Here is a 16,347-nt window from a genome sequence, read left to right as displayed (position 1 = left end):
TTTGAGTTTATTTTGTAATCAATAAAAGTGATTACAGAGTAAGGTATAGAATTGTTGAATAAAAGAGAATACGTTCATAAATTTTATCTTAAGAAGATTTGCTACGCTTAAAAATCGACGTTCCTTTTACCATCTTCCTGTTGCACCACCACCACCTGATGATCCACCACCACCCCTAAATCCCCCTCCACCTCGAGGACCACCGAACCTTCCACCAGGATATCTGCCACCGGCACTTAAGTTAAGAAACCAAGGTGTGAAGATGATCCCCAGCCAGAGATACTTTTGTGGACCCACTTTTTTACCAAAAATCATTGCAAGAATGGGCAAACCAACGACTATAAAGAGAATGAGAAACATGATTATATTTATAATCATTTCTTCTTTTTCAGCTTGTTTACGTTGTTCTTCAACGATTTTAGCTTTTTCTTTGATGCGAAAAGTAAAATCAGAATCACTTTCTGTAATAACTTTGATAATTGCATCAACTGCTTCAGCAATTCCTTTTTGATAATTTCCTTCACGAAAATTAGGAATCATGAAGCTATTAATAATGACAGAGGAAAGAGCATCTGTTAGCTCTCCTTCCAAACCATATCCAACTTCGATACGTGCTGTGCGTTCATTCGGTGCAATGACCAGTAATACACCATTATTGATCTTCTTTTGGCCTAATCCCCATGTACGAAAAAGAGAATTGCTGTATGTTTCTATATCATTGCCCGAAAGAGTAGGGAGTGTCACAAGAACAATTTGATCTCCCGTTTTCTCTTCGAGTGCTGCCAGTTTTTTTGTCAAGTCTTCCTTGGTTGCATTATCGAGCAAATGAGCCACATCATTAACATAACCTGTTAAATGAGGAAATTTTATTTGCGAACAAGCGATACTTCCCAATGCAGCAACTAAATACAGAGAGCAGATAAAAGCCCATAATTTTGGAAATACAATACGTTGCAAAGAGTATCGAAATGATTTCATTAATTAAAATTAACCTTTGGTGTTTGTTGGCTATCAGTATCGATGGTAAAAGTTGGCATAGGTTTAGCATCACGAAACCAGAATTTTGCCCAAATCATCGTTGGCATTGTTTTGAGTGCAGTATTGTAGGCACGTACTGTTTCAATATAATCGCGGCGTGCAACGGAAATACGGTTTTCTGTTCCTTCTAATTGTGATTGAAGAGCAAGAAAGTTTTGGTTTGCTTTAAGATCCGGATAGTTTTCAACAACAGCCATAAGCCGCGAAAGTGCACTTGATAAATTTGCTTGATTTTTGAGATATTGCTGCATAACTTCTGGATTATTCAACATATCTGCATTAATGTTGACTTGCGTTGCTTTGGCGCGTGCTTCAATTACATTTGTGAAAACGCTTTGTTCATGAGCTGCGTAAGCTTTAACTGTTTCTACAAGATTGGGAATGAGATCTGTACGACGTTGATATTGATTGAGCACTTCACTCCATGCTGCATGTGCTTTTTCTTCATTTGTTGGTATCGTATTAAATCCGCACCCACTTAAAAATGGCACTAACCATGCCAAAAAAATCACGATTGGAAATTTTTTTAATATTTTAAACATTGAAGAAGTTTGTACATTTAACATAAAGATGTCTCCACAGATATTTTATGTATTATATAGGGTTTATTTTCTTGGTGGAAAGTATTTTGAACTTTATAAACAGGCGTATTTATCAATAAATTGATATCTCTATGCGTTTTAGGTACGCTTAAGTGACTTGTTGATATTAAAATAATAATAGTAATATAGATGTCATCTTATAAAAGATCAATAATATTTATATCAATTATTATTACAGAAAATTATATTATTTTCGTAGGAGTTTTGGATTTCGCAACGTGCAGATAACAATTGGAAAAGAGAAAAATGTAAGTATCAATCTTATGGAAAGATAGAAGGTCAGGGCAGTTCTTATTTTCCTCCTTTAGAAGTTTTAATACATTGGATAAAAAAGGCTTTTTTATTATGTATGGTAGTAATTGAGAAGGAGGGTGAAAGTCCTATGATAGAAAGTGTTCAGCGGCAAAGTGAAAAGTTTGATGGATTGGCTAATGATTATGATCGTTATCGTCCTCGCTATCCCCTTACTTTATTTAAAACCATGCTCCATCCTTTTAAGAACAAAAAGTATTTGTCCATTGTGGATGTGGGTGCTGGGACAGGCATCGCATTAGAGGGAATTGTTAAATTTTTAGGAAATGAGCACCAATATCATGCTATCGATGTATCGGCAGATATGATTAAGCAGGGGCGAAAAAAATTTCCTACGGTGCAGTGGTATCAGGGCCGTGCCGAAGACCTATTGCCTCAAATTGGCGAGGTTGATCTTGTCATTGCAGCGCAAGCTTTTCAGTGGATGGATCGTTCTAAGTTGCTTTGTTCTGTTTCAGATCAACTTCGGGTCAATGGTGTCATGGCGGTTATTCAAAATAATCGCGATTTCCAGCATAGCGAATTTCTAGAGGCTTATGAGACATTGTTAGAGAAAATGAGTCCGAACTATTCTCGGTATTATCGTAATTTTGATTTTTTACAGGAAATGAGTGATGGCTTTGGGGTAGATCCAGAAAAGATTTTTTTTCATACGCACAATTGGACGATGATGATCCCATCTGAAGCTTTTATTGGAATGAGCCGCTCTTCAACGCAAGCGCAACGCGCTATTGCTTTCTATGGGGAAGAATATTTGCGGCAATTGGTCGCATTGATAAAGAAATATGAAGTGCAAGGCAATTTGGAGCTTTTGTATCGAAGTGAGCTCTATATGTATGCTGGATAATCCGATATCGATGATTACTTTTGCTCTTTTAGCACATCTGAGTGGGCGGTATTCAGGAAATTAACGCATTATTAAGGCAGACTTTGAGGGGGAAAGTTTTTTTCTTCAGCATTCACATTGACATCTTATTACCGCTGATTTTCATTGTTCATTTAATATGAGAGAGTTTAAATAGAAAATTTATGCACTGCATTATAGCATCGAAGCGCTTTCTTTACTGCAGTTTAACAACAGATTATTTTATAAAATGGAAAGAGGTAGATTGAATAGAAATGTTTTATAATTCTTTGTTTTTATGATTGCTTTTTATTATTAAATGAGAGTGTTTTTAATAAATTTTGACAAAAATAACTGAAAAAGTACAAAAAATTATCATAATCAGAAATTTGTAGTAAAAAAGGTAATGGCTTGGAAGAACCTTAAAAAAACAACTCATTTTGAAATTATCTCTAAATTCAGATTGAATATAATAAAAAGTAAAATATAAATATGCTATATGAAGCATTTCTCTTTTTAGAAGATATAATATAAAAACAATATATTAATTAATTTTTTTGATATAAGAAAACTTCTTTTATTTTCTATTTTAAATAACGGGTTAGTCCGAGTCTTATGTGGTTTTATTGAAGATGTGTTTTTCAAGGTTTAATCTGGCGCTTTAAATACAATTTTAGAAGTGGCAAATAAGCTCAATTTTTTCTCTGTTGTGATGTGTTGAATAAGTTTTTTAATTTTCTATAGAGTTTAATTTTTGCAATCATGATAGATTGTGGCAGCTATCTATTTAAGGTTTTTATAAGTTTAGTAGGAATAGCTTGATGATAAATCCATTGAGTTCTCCATCTTTACGCTTCATAAAAGAATAAGCCTGCACCATCACACACTTTGTCATTTCCCAATGTTGCGACAGCCCTTGACATGGTTTATAAGAGGAGTTTTTAGTCCTTTTTTGTACAGTTTTATCCATACGACAATCTCGCTTATGACGTGCAAGCGAATGGTTTTGATTGATTCAACATACACAGATTTGGAATGAAAGAGTCTTAAGATATTCCGCTCTCTCATTTAATATTAATAATGCTAGATTATGATTATAAATTAATGTGTTGTCTATTTTTGAAATCCATGACTTTGGTTGAGCTTGTCAATATTTCATTTTCATTTATCGTGATAATAACTCCATTGTAAGGAATACCTTTAAGAAAGCATTCTCGCTTTAAAGAGTCGTTATAGTTTTTTTTGTTTTATAGAAGGATCAATAATGCTAAACATTATACTTTGATAAAAAAAGAAAGTAAATTATGGCTATTATACTGAAACCGAGCGAGGTGACGCTTAGTGAGCTTGCAGCTATTTATTTTAATGGTGAAGTGAGTAAACTTCATAATGACACGCATTTAGCTATCGAGAAAGGGGCTCAGCGCATTGCTGAAATTGCTGCTGGAAGTGAGCCTGTGTACGGTATTAATACTGGTTTTGGGAAGTTGGCTTCCATTAAAATTGATGCGGACGATGTCGCTGTTTTACAGAGAAACCTTATTTTGTCCCATTGTTGTGGGGTAGGAGAGCCTTTAGCTGAAAATATTGTGCGTTTGATAATGAGCTTAAAGCTTATCTCTTTAGGAAGAGGGGCTTCAGGAGTTCGTCTAGAATTGGTAAATTTGTTGGAAAATATGCTTGCAAAGGGCGTCATTCCTGTCATCCCTGAAAAAGGGTCTGTTGGTGCTTCAGGTGATCTAGCTCCACTTGCTCACATGGCGGCTGTTATGATGGGAGAAGGAGAAGCATTTTTTCAAAATATTCGTATGAGTGGGGCGGTTGCATTAGAGAAAGCGGGATTGTCCCCTATTATTTTAGAGGCAAAGGAAGGTCTAGCTCTTATTAATGGGACTCAAACATCAACAGCCCTTGCACTTGCTGGTCTTTTTCGAGGTTATCGGGCATTGTGTGGTGGATTGTTGGCAGGGGCTTTGACGACAGATGCCATCATGGGATCAACGGCGCCATTTCATCCTGATATCCATATTTTACGAGGACATTATGGGCAGATTGCTGTATCGAAAACATTAGAAAAGCTTGTAGAGGATTCAGAAATTCGTGCAGCACATTTACGGGGGGATGAGCGTGTACAAGATCCTTATTGTATACGTTGCCAGCCACAGGTCATGGGGGCATGTTTTGATATTTTGCTGGCAGCAGCAAAAACACTGATTATTGAAGCAAATGCTGTTACAGATAATCCATTGATTTTAAGGAATGGTGAAGTTGTATCAGGTGGGAATTTTCATGCTGAACCTGTAGCGTTTGCTGCTGATCAGATTGCTCTTGCTTTATGTGAAATAGGATCTATTTCTCAACGGCGTATTGCTCTTATGGTTGATCCAGCAGTTTCTTATGGACTTCCAGCTTTTTTAGCACATAATGCGGGTCTTAATTCAGGTTTTATGATTGCTGAAGTAACAGCGGCAGCTTTAATGTCTGAAAATAAGCAAATGGCCCATCCTGCTTCCGTTGATTCAACCCCAACTTCTGCCAATCAAGAAGATCATGTTTCAATGGCTTGCCATGGAGCGCGTCGGTTATTGGTAATGAGCGAAAATCTTTTTACACTTATTGGCATTGAAACGCTTGTTGCAGCACAAGGAATTGAATATCGTGCACCTTTAAAAACAAGTACTTTTTTGCAATCTGTTATGGAATGTCTACGAAAAAATGTTGCTTCTCTTAAGGAAGATCGCTATCTGGCTCCAGATCTTCATCAAGCACATATACTTGTGCGTGAAGGGCACTTATTATCTGTTTTACCAGAAACAATTTTTCCTTCATTAAGTTTTCAATAGTATTTGTTTTAAGGTCAATGCTGAAGGGCGGATATTGAATTTTAAAACTTCCTCATATGAAAATATAGAGTAGCGATACTATATTTGAATTATTTAATAAATTATATATTTTTTACTGTATATATCTGATTTTTGTAGTTAACTAGATATTTTGTTATTTTATAGAAACTATAAACTTAAAGCACCTATATTTTCTGATTTATATCAGAAATTTTAATATAAGTTAAATAATATCCACGAATTATATATTCTTGATATTATATTTATATAAATATAAATTATAATATATGTATTGTATAGAGTAAAAATAAAAGTTTTATTTTATATTCTTCTTATTTGTTAATACTTTATGAATTTTATAGTTCATTTTTGATATTTATAATAAAAAAGGAGAAAGGAATGTTTAAAAGTGCTAAATTATGTGTTTCAATAACAGTTCTTTTTTTTTCTCAAATTCTTGAGATTCATGCAAATTTTAGGAGAGTTAGCTTTCCAGAGGAAGTTTTCATTATGATAGTTGACCAAGAGAAAGAGCCTCTTATTTCAGCGAAAAACAAAGATTTTATTGCTATCTCAGGGCAAATTTCCAGAGGTAAGGAGAACGCTATCATCGGACCAACAATCAAAGATGCTCTTTTTACCGTATATTTTTTTTCATTGGAAAGCTTGTAGTTAAGGCAGCTGGAGTCCTTAAAAGATGGGTTGTAGATAGATTTTCTCATGCTTTTGAAAACTTGCGAGATTCGTATTATCATTAATTGAGCTATTCAATTGGCGTAAAAAGTTTTTTTATAAGCTCAAAGAAAGTTAGCTTAAAGTAACAAAAAATTAATTGTATGCATAGTTAATGTGTTTGTTATGAATTTTTAGGCTTCTATTTCAGTACACTGAAATAGAAGCCTAAAAGTTTAGATTACATTAAGGTTAATTTTCTCTGTAAAAAACTAGAGAATACGAAATGAATTAAATGACAATTATGAAAAAATTCATTATCACTTTATTTGAATAAAATAATACGAAATTGCAGGCTATAAAAGCTGAATAATTCGCAATAAAAGTATTTTTTCATTGTTTAGAGCAAAGTGTTAGATTGGCTGGTCTTCGATGTTTTTTGAAATATATTTGTGAAAGAAACATGAGGCTTTATTTCTCATAGAGCTGTTATCGTGGTGTGGATTGTCAGCATTTCAAAAAGTAAGGAAAGAAATGGCAATAAATGAACTGAAAAGAGGGATGAGTAAGCGCCAAGTTATTTTTTTAGCTCTTGGTTCTGCTATTGGAACAGGTCTTTTTTATGGGTCTGCACAGGCAATTAAGCTTGCGGGTCCCAGTGTTTTGATTGCCTATTGTATTGCTGGTTTAGCTATTTTTATGGTTATGCGGGCTCTAGGAGAGATGATACTTCATAATCCATTGCCTGGTTCTTTTGCTCGTTATGCGGCAAATTACATATCACCATTAGCAGGTTTTTTAACGGGATGGACATATGTATTTGAGATGATTCTTGTTGGTTTGGCTGATATTACAGCTTTTGCGACTTATATGGGGTTTTGGTATCCTGATGTTGCTCCTTGGGTATGGGCACTGAGTATTACATTAATCATCACAGGTATTAATTTAGCTGCTGTAGAAGTCTATGGTGAACTAGAGTTTTGGCTATCTTCTATTAAAGTTATCGCTATCATTGCGATGATTATTTTAGGAATAGCAATTATTTTTTGGGGGTGGGGTGAAGGTGCAGATTTTTCTACCGTTACTGTTCATAATTTATGGAAAAATGGTGGACTTTTTCCCAATGGTTGGTTTGGTTTTTTAGCTTGCTTTAGTGTTGTTGTTTTTGCTTTTGGTGGCATAGAAATCATTGGCATGGCAGTCATGGAAGTTCAAAACCCTCATCAAACGATTTCAAAGGCAATTAATTCTACTCCAGTTCGTATTTTGCTTTTTTACGTCATGACGTTAGCTATTTTAATGTCTCTTTATCCTTGGAATGAGATTGGTCTCATGGATAGCCCTTTTGTATCCATTTTTGAAAATCTTGGGATTTCATATGCAGCAAATATTTTAAATATTGTTGTTGTTACAGCGGCTATTTCAGCAATGAATAGTGGAATGTATGGTGCTTGTCGTATGATCCATGGTTTATCGCAGGAAGGTTATGCTTTAAAAAAGTTTCAATATTTATCAAAAAACGGTATACCAGTTTTTGTTATTTTGATGATCTTTGGTATTTTTCTTCTTGGTGCTGTCCTTAATTATTTTTATCATGAAAAGCTTTTTTTTCTTATTGCTGCAATGGCAACATTTGCGACAGTTTTTGTTTGGATGATGATTCTACTTTCACAATTTTTTATGCGAATTAAGATGCCTAAAGAAGCTCAGAATGGTTTAAAATTTCCCATTCCATTTTGGCCAATAGGATCGATTTTTTCTATTTTATTTATGGTTTTTATTTTTATTCTCCTATGGTACTTTGATGAGACACGACCAGTTTTAATTATAGGTGTTATTTGGATTGCTTGGCTTGTTATTTGTTTCTATGCACTTAAACTTTATAATTTTAAGCAAAAGAAGCTGAATAAAATGTGAATAGAGAAAAAACTCAAAACAAATAGCTGATGTCATCAGGAGAACAGGTGTTTGATTGTTTTCTCTAAAGGTTAGAACAATCTAGATTGAAAAAATCTGCTCGTTATTATTTTGCTTTGGAAGTTTTTGTGAGCCATTGCTTACGGTAACGACAAAATCATATAAATATTAGGCGTTTTTTTGATGGTGAGCTGTGCCATCAATATAAGTCTTTCAGGTTAAAATGCCTAACAGTGCAAATAGATTTTACCAGATACATGATTATAGGCAGATATCTTTTTCTAAACGTATTAATGAAGTTCTGTTTCACAAGAGAAGTTATTGTAAGAATTGTTTTTTAAGCTCTTTAAAAAATTGGTTGTTTAAATTTTGTTGTTTAGAAAATTACTATTGCTTTTAGAAGCGAAGATAAAGTTCTTTATGTATTTTTTTCTCAAAGAGGATTGGCGTTGGTAGAAAATAGTGGATAACAAAGTTACAGGAGGCATTGTGTCATCGTTTTTACAAAAACTTTAATAAACAGCAGCAAGGTATTACAATAAAATCTCATAGAAGAGTAAATTAAAGAGAACAATGAACGTGTGACAGTTTTACGATTCTTATTGTTATTGCTTTCAGAAGAGGAAGGATCAAACTTATTTTTTTAATATTGATACAAGAGTAATTTTTATTACAAGTGGAGGCGGACAAAATGCACTCCGCAACTGTATTTCGGTGCAAAATTATTCAATATTACCATAAAAGGTGCTCAAGAACACTACGACTAGCAAAAACAATCATCGGAAAATGGCTTTTTACACGAGAAATCTTCCAATAGCTCTGAAACACACACAACAACAATTCTCTCTATCCTTGAGGCAACAGGCAATGTTGATATGGATGTATAATGAGATGCTACGATTATTGCTTCTCATCTGATTTCCGGTCAAGATATCAATGTAATGGGAGAAAGTATGACGATTGTTGGCATGACAGACCATCATAGCAGCCATTCACAGACGCGTGAAACAGGTTTTGATGGGAATAGCTTTGACTTTGTAAGCAGAATTATTAGCGGTAATGGCTATACCTACGAGACGATACCTGCTGGCAGTAACGTTTGGATAGAATGGTAGAGAGTGGCTACAAATCCCATAAATCCCCATACTTGCCTTGGAGATGCGAGCCAAGCATGTCGGTATGTTCATGGCTCATTCAATCGAGTACAAGTCCCTTTAAGGAGGAAAAAATGAAACAAAGTTTAAAATTATTGAGTTGCATAGCTTTATTAGTTATAATGGGATGCCAGTTTAATAAACCTCCTGAAGAATACTTCACGGTGTGGGAGAAATCAGGAGCGGATTGGTTTGAGGTAAAAAAGCACTTTTAGAATGTGGAATGCCAGCTCCTTATGATGTGTTTCCGGAAAACAGAAATTTAAGCAACAATGCATGGGCAACCATAGAAGCTTGTATGATTCAAGCTGGTTTCCATGATAAATATGATAGGGGGGCTGGTGTGGAAATCATAAAGCCGAAAACTTGCCGATTTGTCGTCCAGGCGCTGTCATCCCGAGGCGCAGTGTCAAGAAGCGCTTAAACAGCCCTTTTTGTAAAAAGCATCCAGAACAATATGAATGCTATCCTTAAATCTTGCAGCTAGTGATAAGCAACAATCCGCTATCCTTGCCTTCGCTTGGAATGGCGGGATTGTTCCCTCTCTTTCATTATTTAACGGATGAAGAAAAGCAGCATTTGCAAGAAGGTTCTGATGGCAAGGTGCATGTGTCCTTTAATGGCATCTTTACTCCACCAGAGGAAGCCGCTGTTTATACAGAGCAACATGCGAAGGATAAAAATAATCCGCTTTATTTTGTTGTGTTCCCAGAAGCCGATTCTGCTATCTCAGAACTTCTGGTCGCGGGATACCAGAAGTTTATGGAAAATAACTTTTGGGGTTTGACTAATTCCACACAAGAAGCAAAAGACTTGATGTATAGCCATGGTATTACAGGGTTGGAACTTTATGGACATAGCCGCGGTACCATAACATTGGGGAATATGCTGAATTCTTTCAAACAAGAAGGTGTTCGCGGGATAGCCGACAACACGAATATCAATTTCTATGGACCAGCCTTTAATGTTTTAGTTGCATACGGTCTGTTAGGTTATGTGAGTGATGGCAAACAAACCATTATTGGTTTTGATGGGAATAGATTTGACTTTGTAAGCAGAATTATTGGCGGTAATGGCTATACCTACGAGACGATACCTGCTGGTAGTAACGTTTGGAAAGAATGGAGGAGAGTGATCATGAATCCCATAAGCTTCCATACTTGTCTTGGAGATGTGGGTTATAAATGCCAAAAGTTTTATGGCACATCTCATTTAGAACAAAAGCCTTGAATTAAATCATGGAGTAAAAATGAAACAAACTCTAAAATTATTAAGCGCGATAACTCTATTGAGTATGCTGGGTGCCAGTTTAATAAAACTCCTCCAGGAGAGATAGCTACGTGGGAGAAACCTGGAGCAGATTTTACTGAGGTAGCAAAAGCATTATTAGAATGTGGTATGCCAACGCCTTATGATGTTGATCCAGAAAGCAGAAAGCTCAGCTACAATGCAATAGCAACCATAGAAGCTTGTATGTTCCAATCAGGTTTCCGTGATAAAGTGGGGGGACTTGGTGCGAGAATCATAGAGCCGAAAACTTGTCCATTTGTCGTCCAGGCGCTGTCATCCCGAGGCGCAGTGTCAAGAAGCGCGTGAACAGCCCTTTTTGTAAAAAGTATAAAAATAGTCGCAAATGCCAACCTTAAGTTTTGCTGTTTGTGACGATCACAATCCCTACCTTCATGTTTCTCATACCCGTACGCGGGGGGCTTAATTCAGCATGTCAATGCTATTTATTTATGGGTACCACAACTGTTGGCGCAATAATATAAAATATCTATTTTGGTTGTAATCAAAATATTGATAATAATTATAAGCATATCGTTGATAGATATATGATTTTAGTAATAATTTTACCGTATTTTTGATATAATAATTATGGCATAATCTTCGGAAAGATAAAAATAATATAGGTTGATAATGTTCATCATTGTTTTGGAAATAAAAAACAGCATGTAAAATAATTTATAGATTGTTTCGTAATCTCAAAATTACTCAAGGATAGGAAAATGAAGCAGATTTTAAAATTATTAAGCGGGATAACCTTATTTGTTATGGCTGGATGCTACCCTGAGCAGCCTTCTCGAACAGCTGTAGATGCATGGGAAAAATCCGGTACTGATCAGCTTGAGATCAAAAAAGCTCTGTTAGAATGTGGAATACAGCATTTTGATGGTCGTCTTGATACAGAAACAAGTACGGATGAGAAATTCAATGCTGAGGAGTCTGTGAATGCATGTATGATCCAAGCAGGTTTCCAAGATAAATTGGGAAGAATGAAGTGGTGTGAGAAATATAAAAATCTTCCAATTTGTCAGCCTGATGCAGTTATTCCTCAGCGAAGTGTAGAGAGGCGTTTGAATAGTCCTCATTGTCAAGAGCATAAAGAACAACCTGAATGTCAACCTTAAGTATTGAGGCTGCTGTAATCAAAAATCCTTACATTCTTGTTTTTCCATGGGGGGTGGGATTGTTTCTTCAATATCTATATGCTAACAAAAGTCATTTTGCGTGTGAGTAAATATTAGAAGACTTATCAGTCTTTCTATCGTAAATATTGACGGAGGGGGAAATGAAAAAAACATTGAAATTATTGAGTGCTATAATTTTATTAAGCTCTGCTGGGTGTATTAGCAAACCTCCCCCATCGACGTTAGAATTATGGGAAAAGTCTGGTGTCAGTAAGTCTATGGTCCAACAAGCACTGTCAAAATGTGGTTGGAAACCAATCTACGCTTCTTCTAAAAATATGGATTTGCGTGCAAGTGATTTTGCAGCAGTTTATGAGTGCATGACTAAAGCAGGTTATCGGTACAAATTACAAGTTTCAAAGGGAATCTATTTTTCATCAACGCCGCGAAGTGATTCATTTTTAGTTAATTTAATGGTAGCAGGGTATCAGCAGGTTATGGACAATGATACTTTTGGTGTAACCAATTCGACACAACAAGAGCGAGATTTGATGTTACGTTTTGAAAATGATAAAAAGCGACAGAAAATAAAAAAGCTTTGCATAAGTGATCATAAACAGTAGAATGTTGATTTTTAAAGCAATAATTAAATAAAAATATTAAACGGGAGAAGAGAGAAATATAGCTCTTTTGTCTCCAATGTAGTTATATTCATCAGCTACGAGATTGGCAATAGTGTTGTTGTCAGATGATGCTAGCGGAGGATAGTGAGTTGTTGTTTAGAGAAATTTATTCAATATAAAGAATGGCAAATAATAGCTTTGCTAAAATATCTGCTTTAACGATAATAAACAGATAGCTTTCATAGAGCTAATTTTGATGAAATTTTATTTTGGTGTTTTTTAAGTTCAGAATAGTGAGTGTTTTACTGTATTTTAGATTTTATCAAAAGATCTAAAATATTACATTTATTAATTCAAATCATTGATGATAGGGTATTAGGAGAAGTTTTTTATTTATTCAAATTTCTTTGTTAGATATTTAGCATTTTTAATATAGAAATTGTGTACATTAGCTTATACATTAGTGTGCAATTTCTTGTTTTTTTGTTGTGGTTGAAGAGATGATGCGGTTATAGATTTCGTATATTGTATCTTTTTGTGCTGTGTTTTATTAAAACGTTTTAATCGTTTAATCTTAAAAGTTATTCTCATGTTGTTGTATTTTTATTTTTTTGTGGTGAGATAAATTGAATATTATATCTCTTCAAAATTCGCATTTTTTCACGTTTTTTTAAGATTGGTTTTTGAGACTTTTGTAATTACAGTTTTCAGCGGTTTTTGAGATACCTTCTTTAAAGGGATTTTCATCCTAAATGGTATTTTTAAACTTTTTGTTCTTTCTTTACATAAAACACAAAACATATTATTGAATGCTATGATTTTATCATAAAAAAATAAAATAATTTTGTTTGTTTTGTTCTTATTGTGTTTAATTTGTGGTTTATTTTTTTCCAGCATTTTTTGTTTTTGTTGAAAAAAGAAAGTTTTGAGAAACAATGATAGTCAAGGTATCTAACAATCACTTGTATTCGTGCTTTTTTACAGCAGCTATTTTTTCTTTTTTGTTAAATATAAATATTGAGGCACATTCTCATTCATATACATCACTGTCATGTGATGAAAACAAATTACCTTACGGATGCAGTGATGGTTCAAAGCATACAATTAGTGATAAAGTATATAAATTCACGGCGCCTGTTAAAGAAAAGAATGGGGAGGGTCGTTCTCTCATGTTACCTGCTGCTATAGTAGTGCAGGAGCCAAATACAGTTATTCAGGCAACGCGTGTAGAGGTTGAAGCTACTGCGAGTATAGAAGATATTTATGGTGTTTTTGTATCACGAGGGGGAAAAATTGTTTTGAGCGATTCAGCTTTTAAAAATGTATCAATAGGTCTTAAAGCTGATAGTGGAATGATTGAGGTTAATCGTGGAACAATTGAGGCTTCTCAGATTGCTGCTTATGCAGAGAAGCGAGGAGCATCTGTTACGTTAACGAATACAAAAATTAAAGTGGAAGGTTTGGGTATCGGTCAAGAGAGTGCTCTTTTCGTTAGTGCTGATGCGGGTATTCAGATGAAAAGTGGATTTATTGATGTGAATGATGCTGCTGCGCTTTATGTGGGGAGAGAGGGGAGTGCGACTTTAGATGGTGTTACCATTGCTTCAAAATATCAAAAAACAGAAGACAAAGAAAATACAAATGAAAAAAGTACACATACAGTTTTCAATGTAAAACATCAGGGTTCTGTTTATGTAAAAAATACGAATATTATTTCTACGGATGTTCATGTTTTAACAGTTGGACAAGATTCTAACACGCCATCCAATAACGGCAGGGAAGGAAATATTTTAATTTCGCGGGTTAATATTGAAGATTCAACAATTAAAGCAATAGGTAACAAACATGGTATGTATTTTGAGAGGGATGGGGAAAATGATGCGTATGAACAGGGGCTTGTCTTTTTGAAAAGGACGATTTTTGAGGTTCCAGATGGGACAGCTGTTCATAGTAATAACAGTCGTAGTTATATTGGAGTAACAGAAGGTACAAAAATTTTTGGTGACTTATTATTAACAGTTGAAAAGGGGGGGAGTGTAGCGATTTTGGCTAATTCTTCTTCATTGATAGGAGGGACTCGTGTTGCCGATGATTCTATTGCTGAGCTTTATTTAACAGGGGGATCAAAATGGTTTTTGACAAAAAGAAGAGAGATCGATTTGCAAGTTGCAAACCGTACAAGTTCGTCTATTTCATTTGTGAAAGTTTCTGATAGTTTTATTGCTTTTGAGACTCCAATGTTTCAGGAGTATCAGACACTTCATATTGGGAAGGGAGAAAAAGAAGTTTATAGTGCGCAAGATAGGGCAGATATTTATCTCAATACGCATCTCAGTAGTGATGGTTTGCTCGATAATAAAAAAACTGATCGGCTTTTAATACATGGTGATGTTTCTGGAAAAACAACAGTTTATGTGCAATTTGTTGCAGGAAATCAGGGTGAGATAGCAACCGGTGAAAATGCTCATAGTATTTCACTTATTCAGGTTTCTGGAAAAGCGGCAGAGGATTCTTTTCAGTTAAATCGTGCTTATATCGCATTAGAGGGTTTGCCTTACCAATATTATCTTCATGCTTATGGTCCAGCTTCTGCTCTTGGAAATGCACAAACTTCTCAAAGATTGGTTGAAGGAGATGGAGATTTTTGGGATTTTCGCCTTGAAAGTAAATATATTCAGCCTGCTTTAGAGGTGTCTGCTATTCCCCCTTCCGAGTTAAAGGTCAGAGAGGTTGTTCCACAAGTTCCAACTTATCTTTTGTTACCAAATGCTTTATTTCATGTTGGGCTCATGGATATTGGTCATCAACAAAAGCAGTTGCAAGCTACGCGGTCTATTCCTCGTAAATTATTAAAAGTTGAAGGGAACTTTGCTTTATCTGTCCACGGTTATGGTGGGAGTTATCGTTATGTCTCAGATCTTTCTATACTTAAATATGGGTACGATGGTCATGTTGATTATAACGCTATAAAAACAGATATTTTGCTCAAAACAATAGAGAGCGCATATAGTACGACATCTTTTGGGATTATGGGAACCTATGGAAAGCTTTCTTTACAACCTCGTAACGTGGAACGAAGCCAAAAGAGTACGTTTAATAAATGGTCATTTACGTCATACGGTAGTGTGGAACACAAAACTGGTTTTTATATAGATGGTCTTTTATCTTATGGTTTGTTTAAAGGGGATGTGCGTAGCCATGTTTGGGGTAAGACGGCGACATTAAAAGCAAATCCTTTGAACGTTTCGTTTTCTGCTGGTAAAACGTTTATGACAGGATATAAAGATCTTATTTTTGATCCGCAACTTCAGCTTATTTATCAACATCTTCAATTTGATAAGTTTCGTGATATTGATGGATTTGATGTTGATATGAAAAAAATGAGTCAATGGTTTGTGCGTGTTGGTGGGCGTTTAAGTAAAACATTTACAGCCTCTGATAAGGATCGTATCACTTCTTTTTATGGCAATATTCATCTTGCTCATTGTTTTGGTAAAGAACAATTTGTTCATTTTAAAGATGTTTTTCAGTTGAGTGCTTTCGGTTCTTCCTTAGAAACAGGTTTGGGTATCAATGCGCAGTTTTCTTCTAAAGTTACACTTTACAGTGATCTTAGCTATCAGCATAGGTTAACCAAGGCTGGTTTTTCTGGAGTTCATTTTTCTGGTGGTTTGCGCTATCATTTTTAATAAATCTTTTAAAAAAATAATAAATGTGATTTTCAAAGTCTTGTTCTACTATCGGAATTAAAACCATTGTTTGTGCAGAATTTTAGTTGCTTCTTTTAATAATGATATCATGTGTTTTAATAAATATGAAAATATCGTGTTGATTTATTTTTATCTACTATAGCATTTTTCAAATGCTTTAAAAAATTTGTTCATCTGATAAACAGATTTAAAATGAGAAAATCCTACGATATCGGCGTTCT

Annotated in this window: 11 protein-coding genes and 2 pseudogenes; 11 read left to right on the top strand and 2 right to left on the bottom strand. The window is 34.8% G+C overall.

All coding sequences use genetic code 11. From position 1 onward, the window contains the following. Positions 1 to 126: 126 nt before the first annotated feature. Positions 127 to 978, bottom strand: coding sequence for a TPM domain-containing protein (locus ACFIMX_RS06250; protein WP_375617743.1), 852 nt, complete (start codon positions 976 to 978; stop codon positions 127 to 129). Beyond that, positions 978 to 1,604, bottom strand: a complete 627-nt coding sequence (locus tag ACFIMX_RS06245) for a LemA family protein (protein WP_375617744.1) — start codon at positions 1,602 to 1,604, stop codon at positions 978 to 980. Before ACFIMX_RS06245 ends, ACFIMX_RS06250 begins: the two co-directional genes overlap by 1 nt. Positions 1,605 to 2,022: 418 nt before the next feature. On the opposite strand from ACFIMX_RS06245, the gene ACFIMX_RS06240 reads away from it, so the two are divergent. From ACFIMX_RS06240 to ACFIMX_RS06190, 11 genes and pseudogenes are all read left to right on the top strand, one after another. Then, entirely contained in the window at positions 2,023 to 2,799 is a 777-nt protein-coding gene (locus ACFIMX_RS06240; RefSeq protein WP_375617745.1) for a class I SAM-dependent methyltransferase, read from the top strand. Positions 2,800 to 4,100: 1,301 nt separating this feature from the next. Beyond that, a complete protein-coding gene (gene hutH, locus ACFIMX_RS06235) occupies positions 4,101 to 5,639 on the top strand; it encodes a histidine ammonia-lyase (protein ID WP_375639887.1) in 1,539 nt (512 codons plus the stop codon). Between the two features lie 399 nt (positions 5,640 to 6,038). Next, positions 6,039 to 6,311 (top strand): hypothetical protein, encoded by a 273-nt coding sequence (locus tag ACFIMX_RS06230; RefSeq protein ID WP_375694192.1) that lies wholly within the window; start codon positions 6,039 to 6,041, stop codon positions 6,309 to 6,311. 534 nt (positions 6,312 to 6,845) lie between these two features. Then, on the top strand, positions 6,846 to 8,228 hold the full coding sequence (locus ACFIMX_RS06225; RefSeq protein WP_375613124.1) for an amino acid permease: 1,383 nt from the start codon (positions 6,846 to 6,848) through the stop codon (positions 8,226 to 8,228). 953 nt (positions 8,229 to 9,181) lie between these two features. Next, the gene (locus ACFIMX_RS06220) at positions 9,182 to 9,343 is read left to right on the top strand and encodes a hypothetical protein (RefSeq protein WP_375694191.1); all 162 of its coding nucleotides are present in this window, start codon (positions 9,182 to 9,184) and stop codon (positions 9,341 to 9,343) included. Positions 9,344 to 9,456: 113 nt separating this feature from the next. Then, a pseudogene (locus ACFIMX_RS06215) lies at positions 9,457 to 9,856 on the top strand (hypothetical protein). Between the two features lie 51 nt (positions 9,857 to 9,907). Further along, on the top strand, positions 9,908 to 10,612 hold the full coding sequence (locus ACFIMX_RS06210; RefSeq protein ID WP_375694190.1) for a filamentous hemagglutinin: 705 nt from the start codon (positions 9,908 to 9,910) through the stop codon (positions 10,610 to 10,612). A 19-nt stretch (positions 10,613 to 10,631) separates the two neighbouring features. Then, positions 10,632 to 11,028: pseudogene (locus ACFIMX_RS06205) on the top strand (hypothetical protein). 363 nt (positions 11,029 to 11,391) lie between these two features. After that, positions 11,392 to 11,793, top strand: a complete 402-nt coding sequence (locus tag ACFIMX_RS06200) for a hypothetical protein (RefSeq protein ID WP_375617749.1) — start codon at positions 11,392 to 11,394, stop codon at positions 11,791 to 11,793. Positions 11,794 to 11,954: 161 nt separating this feature from the next. Beyond that, on the top strand, positions 11,955 to 12,416 hold the full coding sequence (locus ACFIMX_RS06195; protein ID WP_375694189.1) for a hypothetical protein: 462 nt from the start codon (positions 11,955 to 11,957) through the stop codon (positions 12,414 to 12,416). Positions 12,417 to 13,351: 935 nt separating this feature from the next. After that, positions 13,352 to 16,105 carry an autotransporter outer membrane beta-barrel domain-containing protein gene (locus ACFIMX_RS06190; protein WP_375694188.1) on the top strand — a complete coding sequence of 918 codons (2,754 nt, stop codon included), beginning with the start codon at positions 13,352 to 13,354 and terminating at the stop codon, positions 16,103 to 16,105. Positions 16,106 to 16,347 lie beyond the last annotated feature (242 nt).

It is taken from the genome of Bartonella sp. AD24XZML (assembly GCF_042196485.1).
In the GTDB taxonomy this organism is placed as follows: Bacteria; Pseudomonadota; Alphaproteobacteria; order Rhizobiales; family Rhizobiaceae; genus Bartonella.
This window is presented reverse-complemented; position numbering and strand designations above follow the sequence as displayed.

Excerpts from the sequence above, each read along its gene's own strand:
- ACFIMX_RS06250 (WP_375617743.1), bottom strand. The coding sequence starts at position 978 with ATGAAATCATTTCGATACTCTTTGCAACGTATTGTATTTCCAAAATTA.
- ACFIMX_RS06245 (WP_375617744.1), bottom strand. The coding sequence starts at position 1,604 with ATGTTAAATGTACAAACTTCTTCAATGTTTAAAATATTAAAAAAATTT.
- ACFIMX_RS06240 (WP_375617745.1), top strand. The coding sequence starts at position 2,023 with ATGATAGAAAGTGTTCAGCGGCAAAGTGAAAAGTTTGATGGATTGGCT.
- hutH (WP_375639887.1), top strand. The coding sequence starts at position 4,101 with ATGGCTATTATACTGAAACCGAGCGAGGTGACGCTTAGTGAGCTTGCA.
- ACFIMX_RS06230 (WP_375694192.1), top strand. The coding sequence starts at position 6,039 with ATGTTTAAAAGTGCTAAATTATGTGTTTCAATAACAGTTCTTTTTTTT.
- ACFIMX_RS06225 (WP_375613124.1), top strand. The coding sequence starts at position 6,846 with ATGGCAATAAATGAACTGAAAAGAGGGATGAGTAAGCGCCAAGTTATT.
- ACFIMX_RS06220 (WP_375694191.1), top strand. The coding sequence starts at position 9,182 with ATGACGATTGTTGGCATGACAGACCATCATAGCAGCCATTCACAGACG.
- ACFIMX_RS06210 (WP_375694190.1), top strand. The coding sequence starts at position 9,908 with ATGGCGGGATTGTTCCCTCTCTTTCATTATTTAACGGATGAAGAAAAG.
- ACFIMX_RS06200 (WP_375617749.1), top strand. The coding sequence starts at position 11,392 with ATGAAGCAGATTTTAAAATTATTAAGCGGGATAACCTTATTTGTTATG.
- ACFIMX_RS06195 (WP_375694189.1), top strand. The coding sequence starts at position 11,955 with ATGAAAAAAACATTGAAATTATTGAGTGCTATAATTTTATTAAGCTCT.
- ACFIMX_RS06190 (WP_375694188.1), top strand. The coding sequence starts at position 13,352 with ATGATAGTCAAGGTATCTAACAATCACTTGTATTCGTGCTTTTTTACA.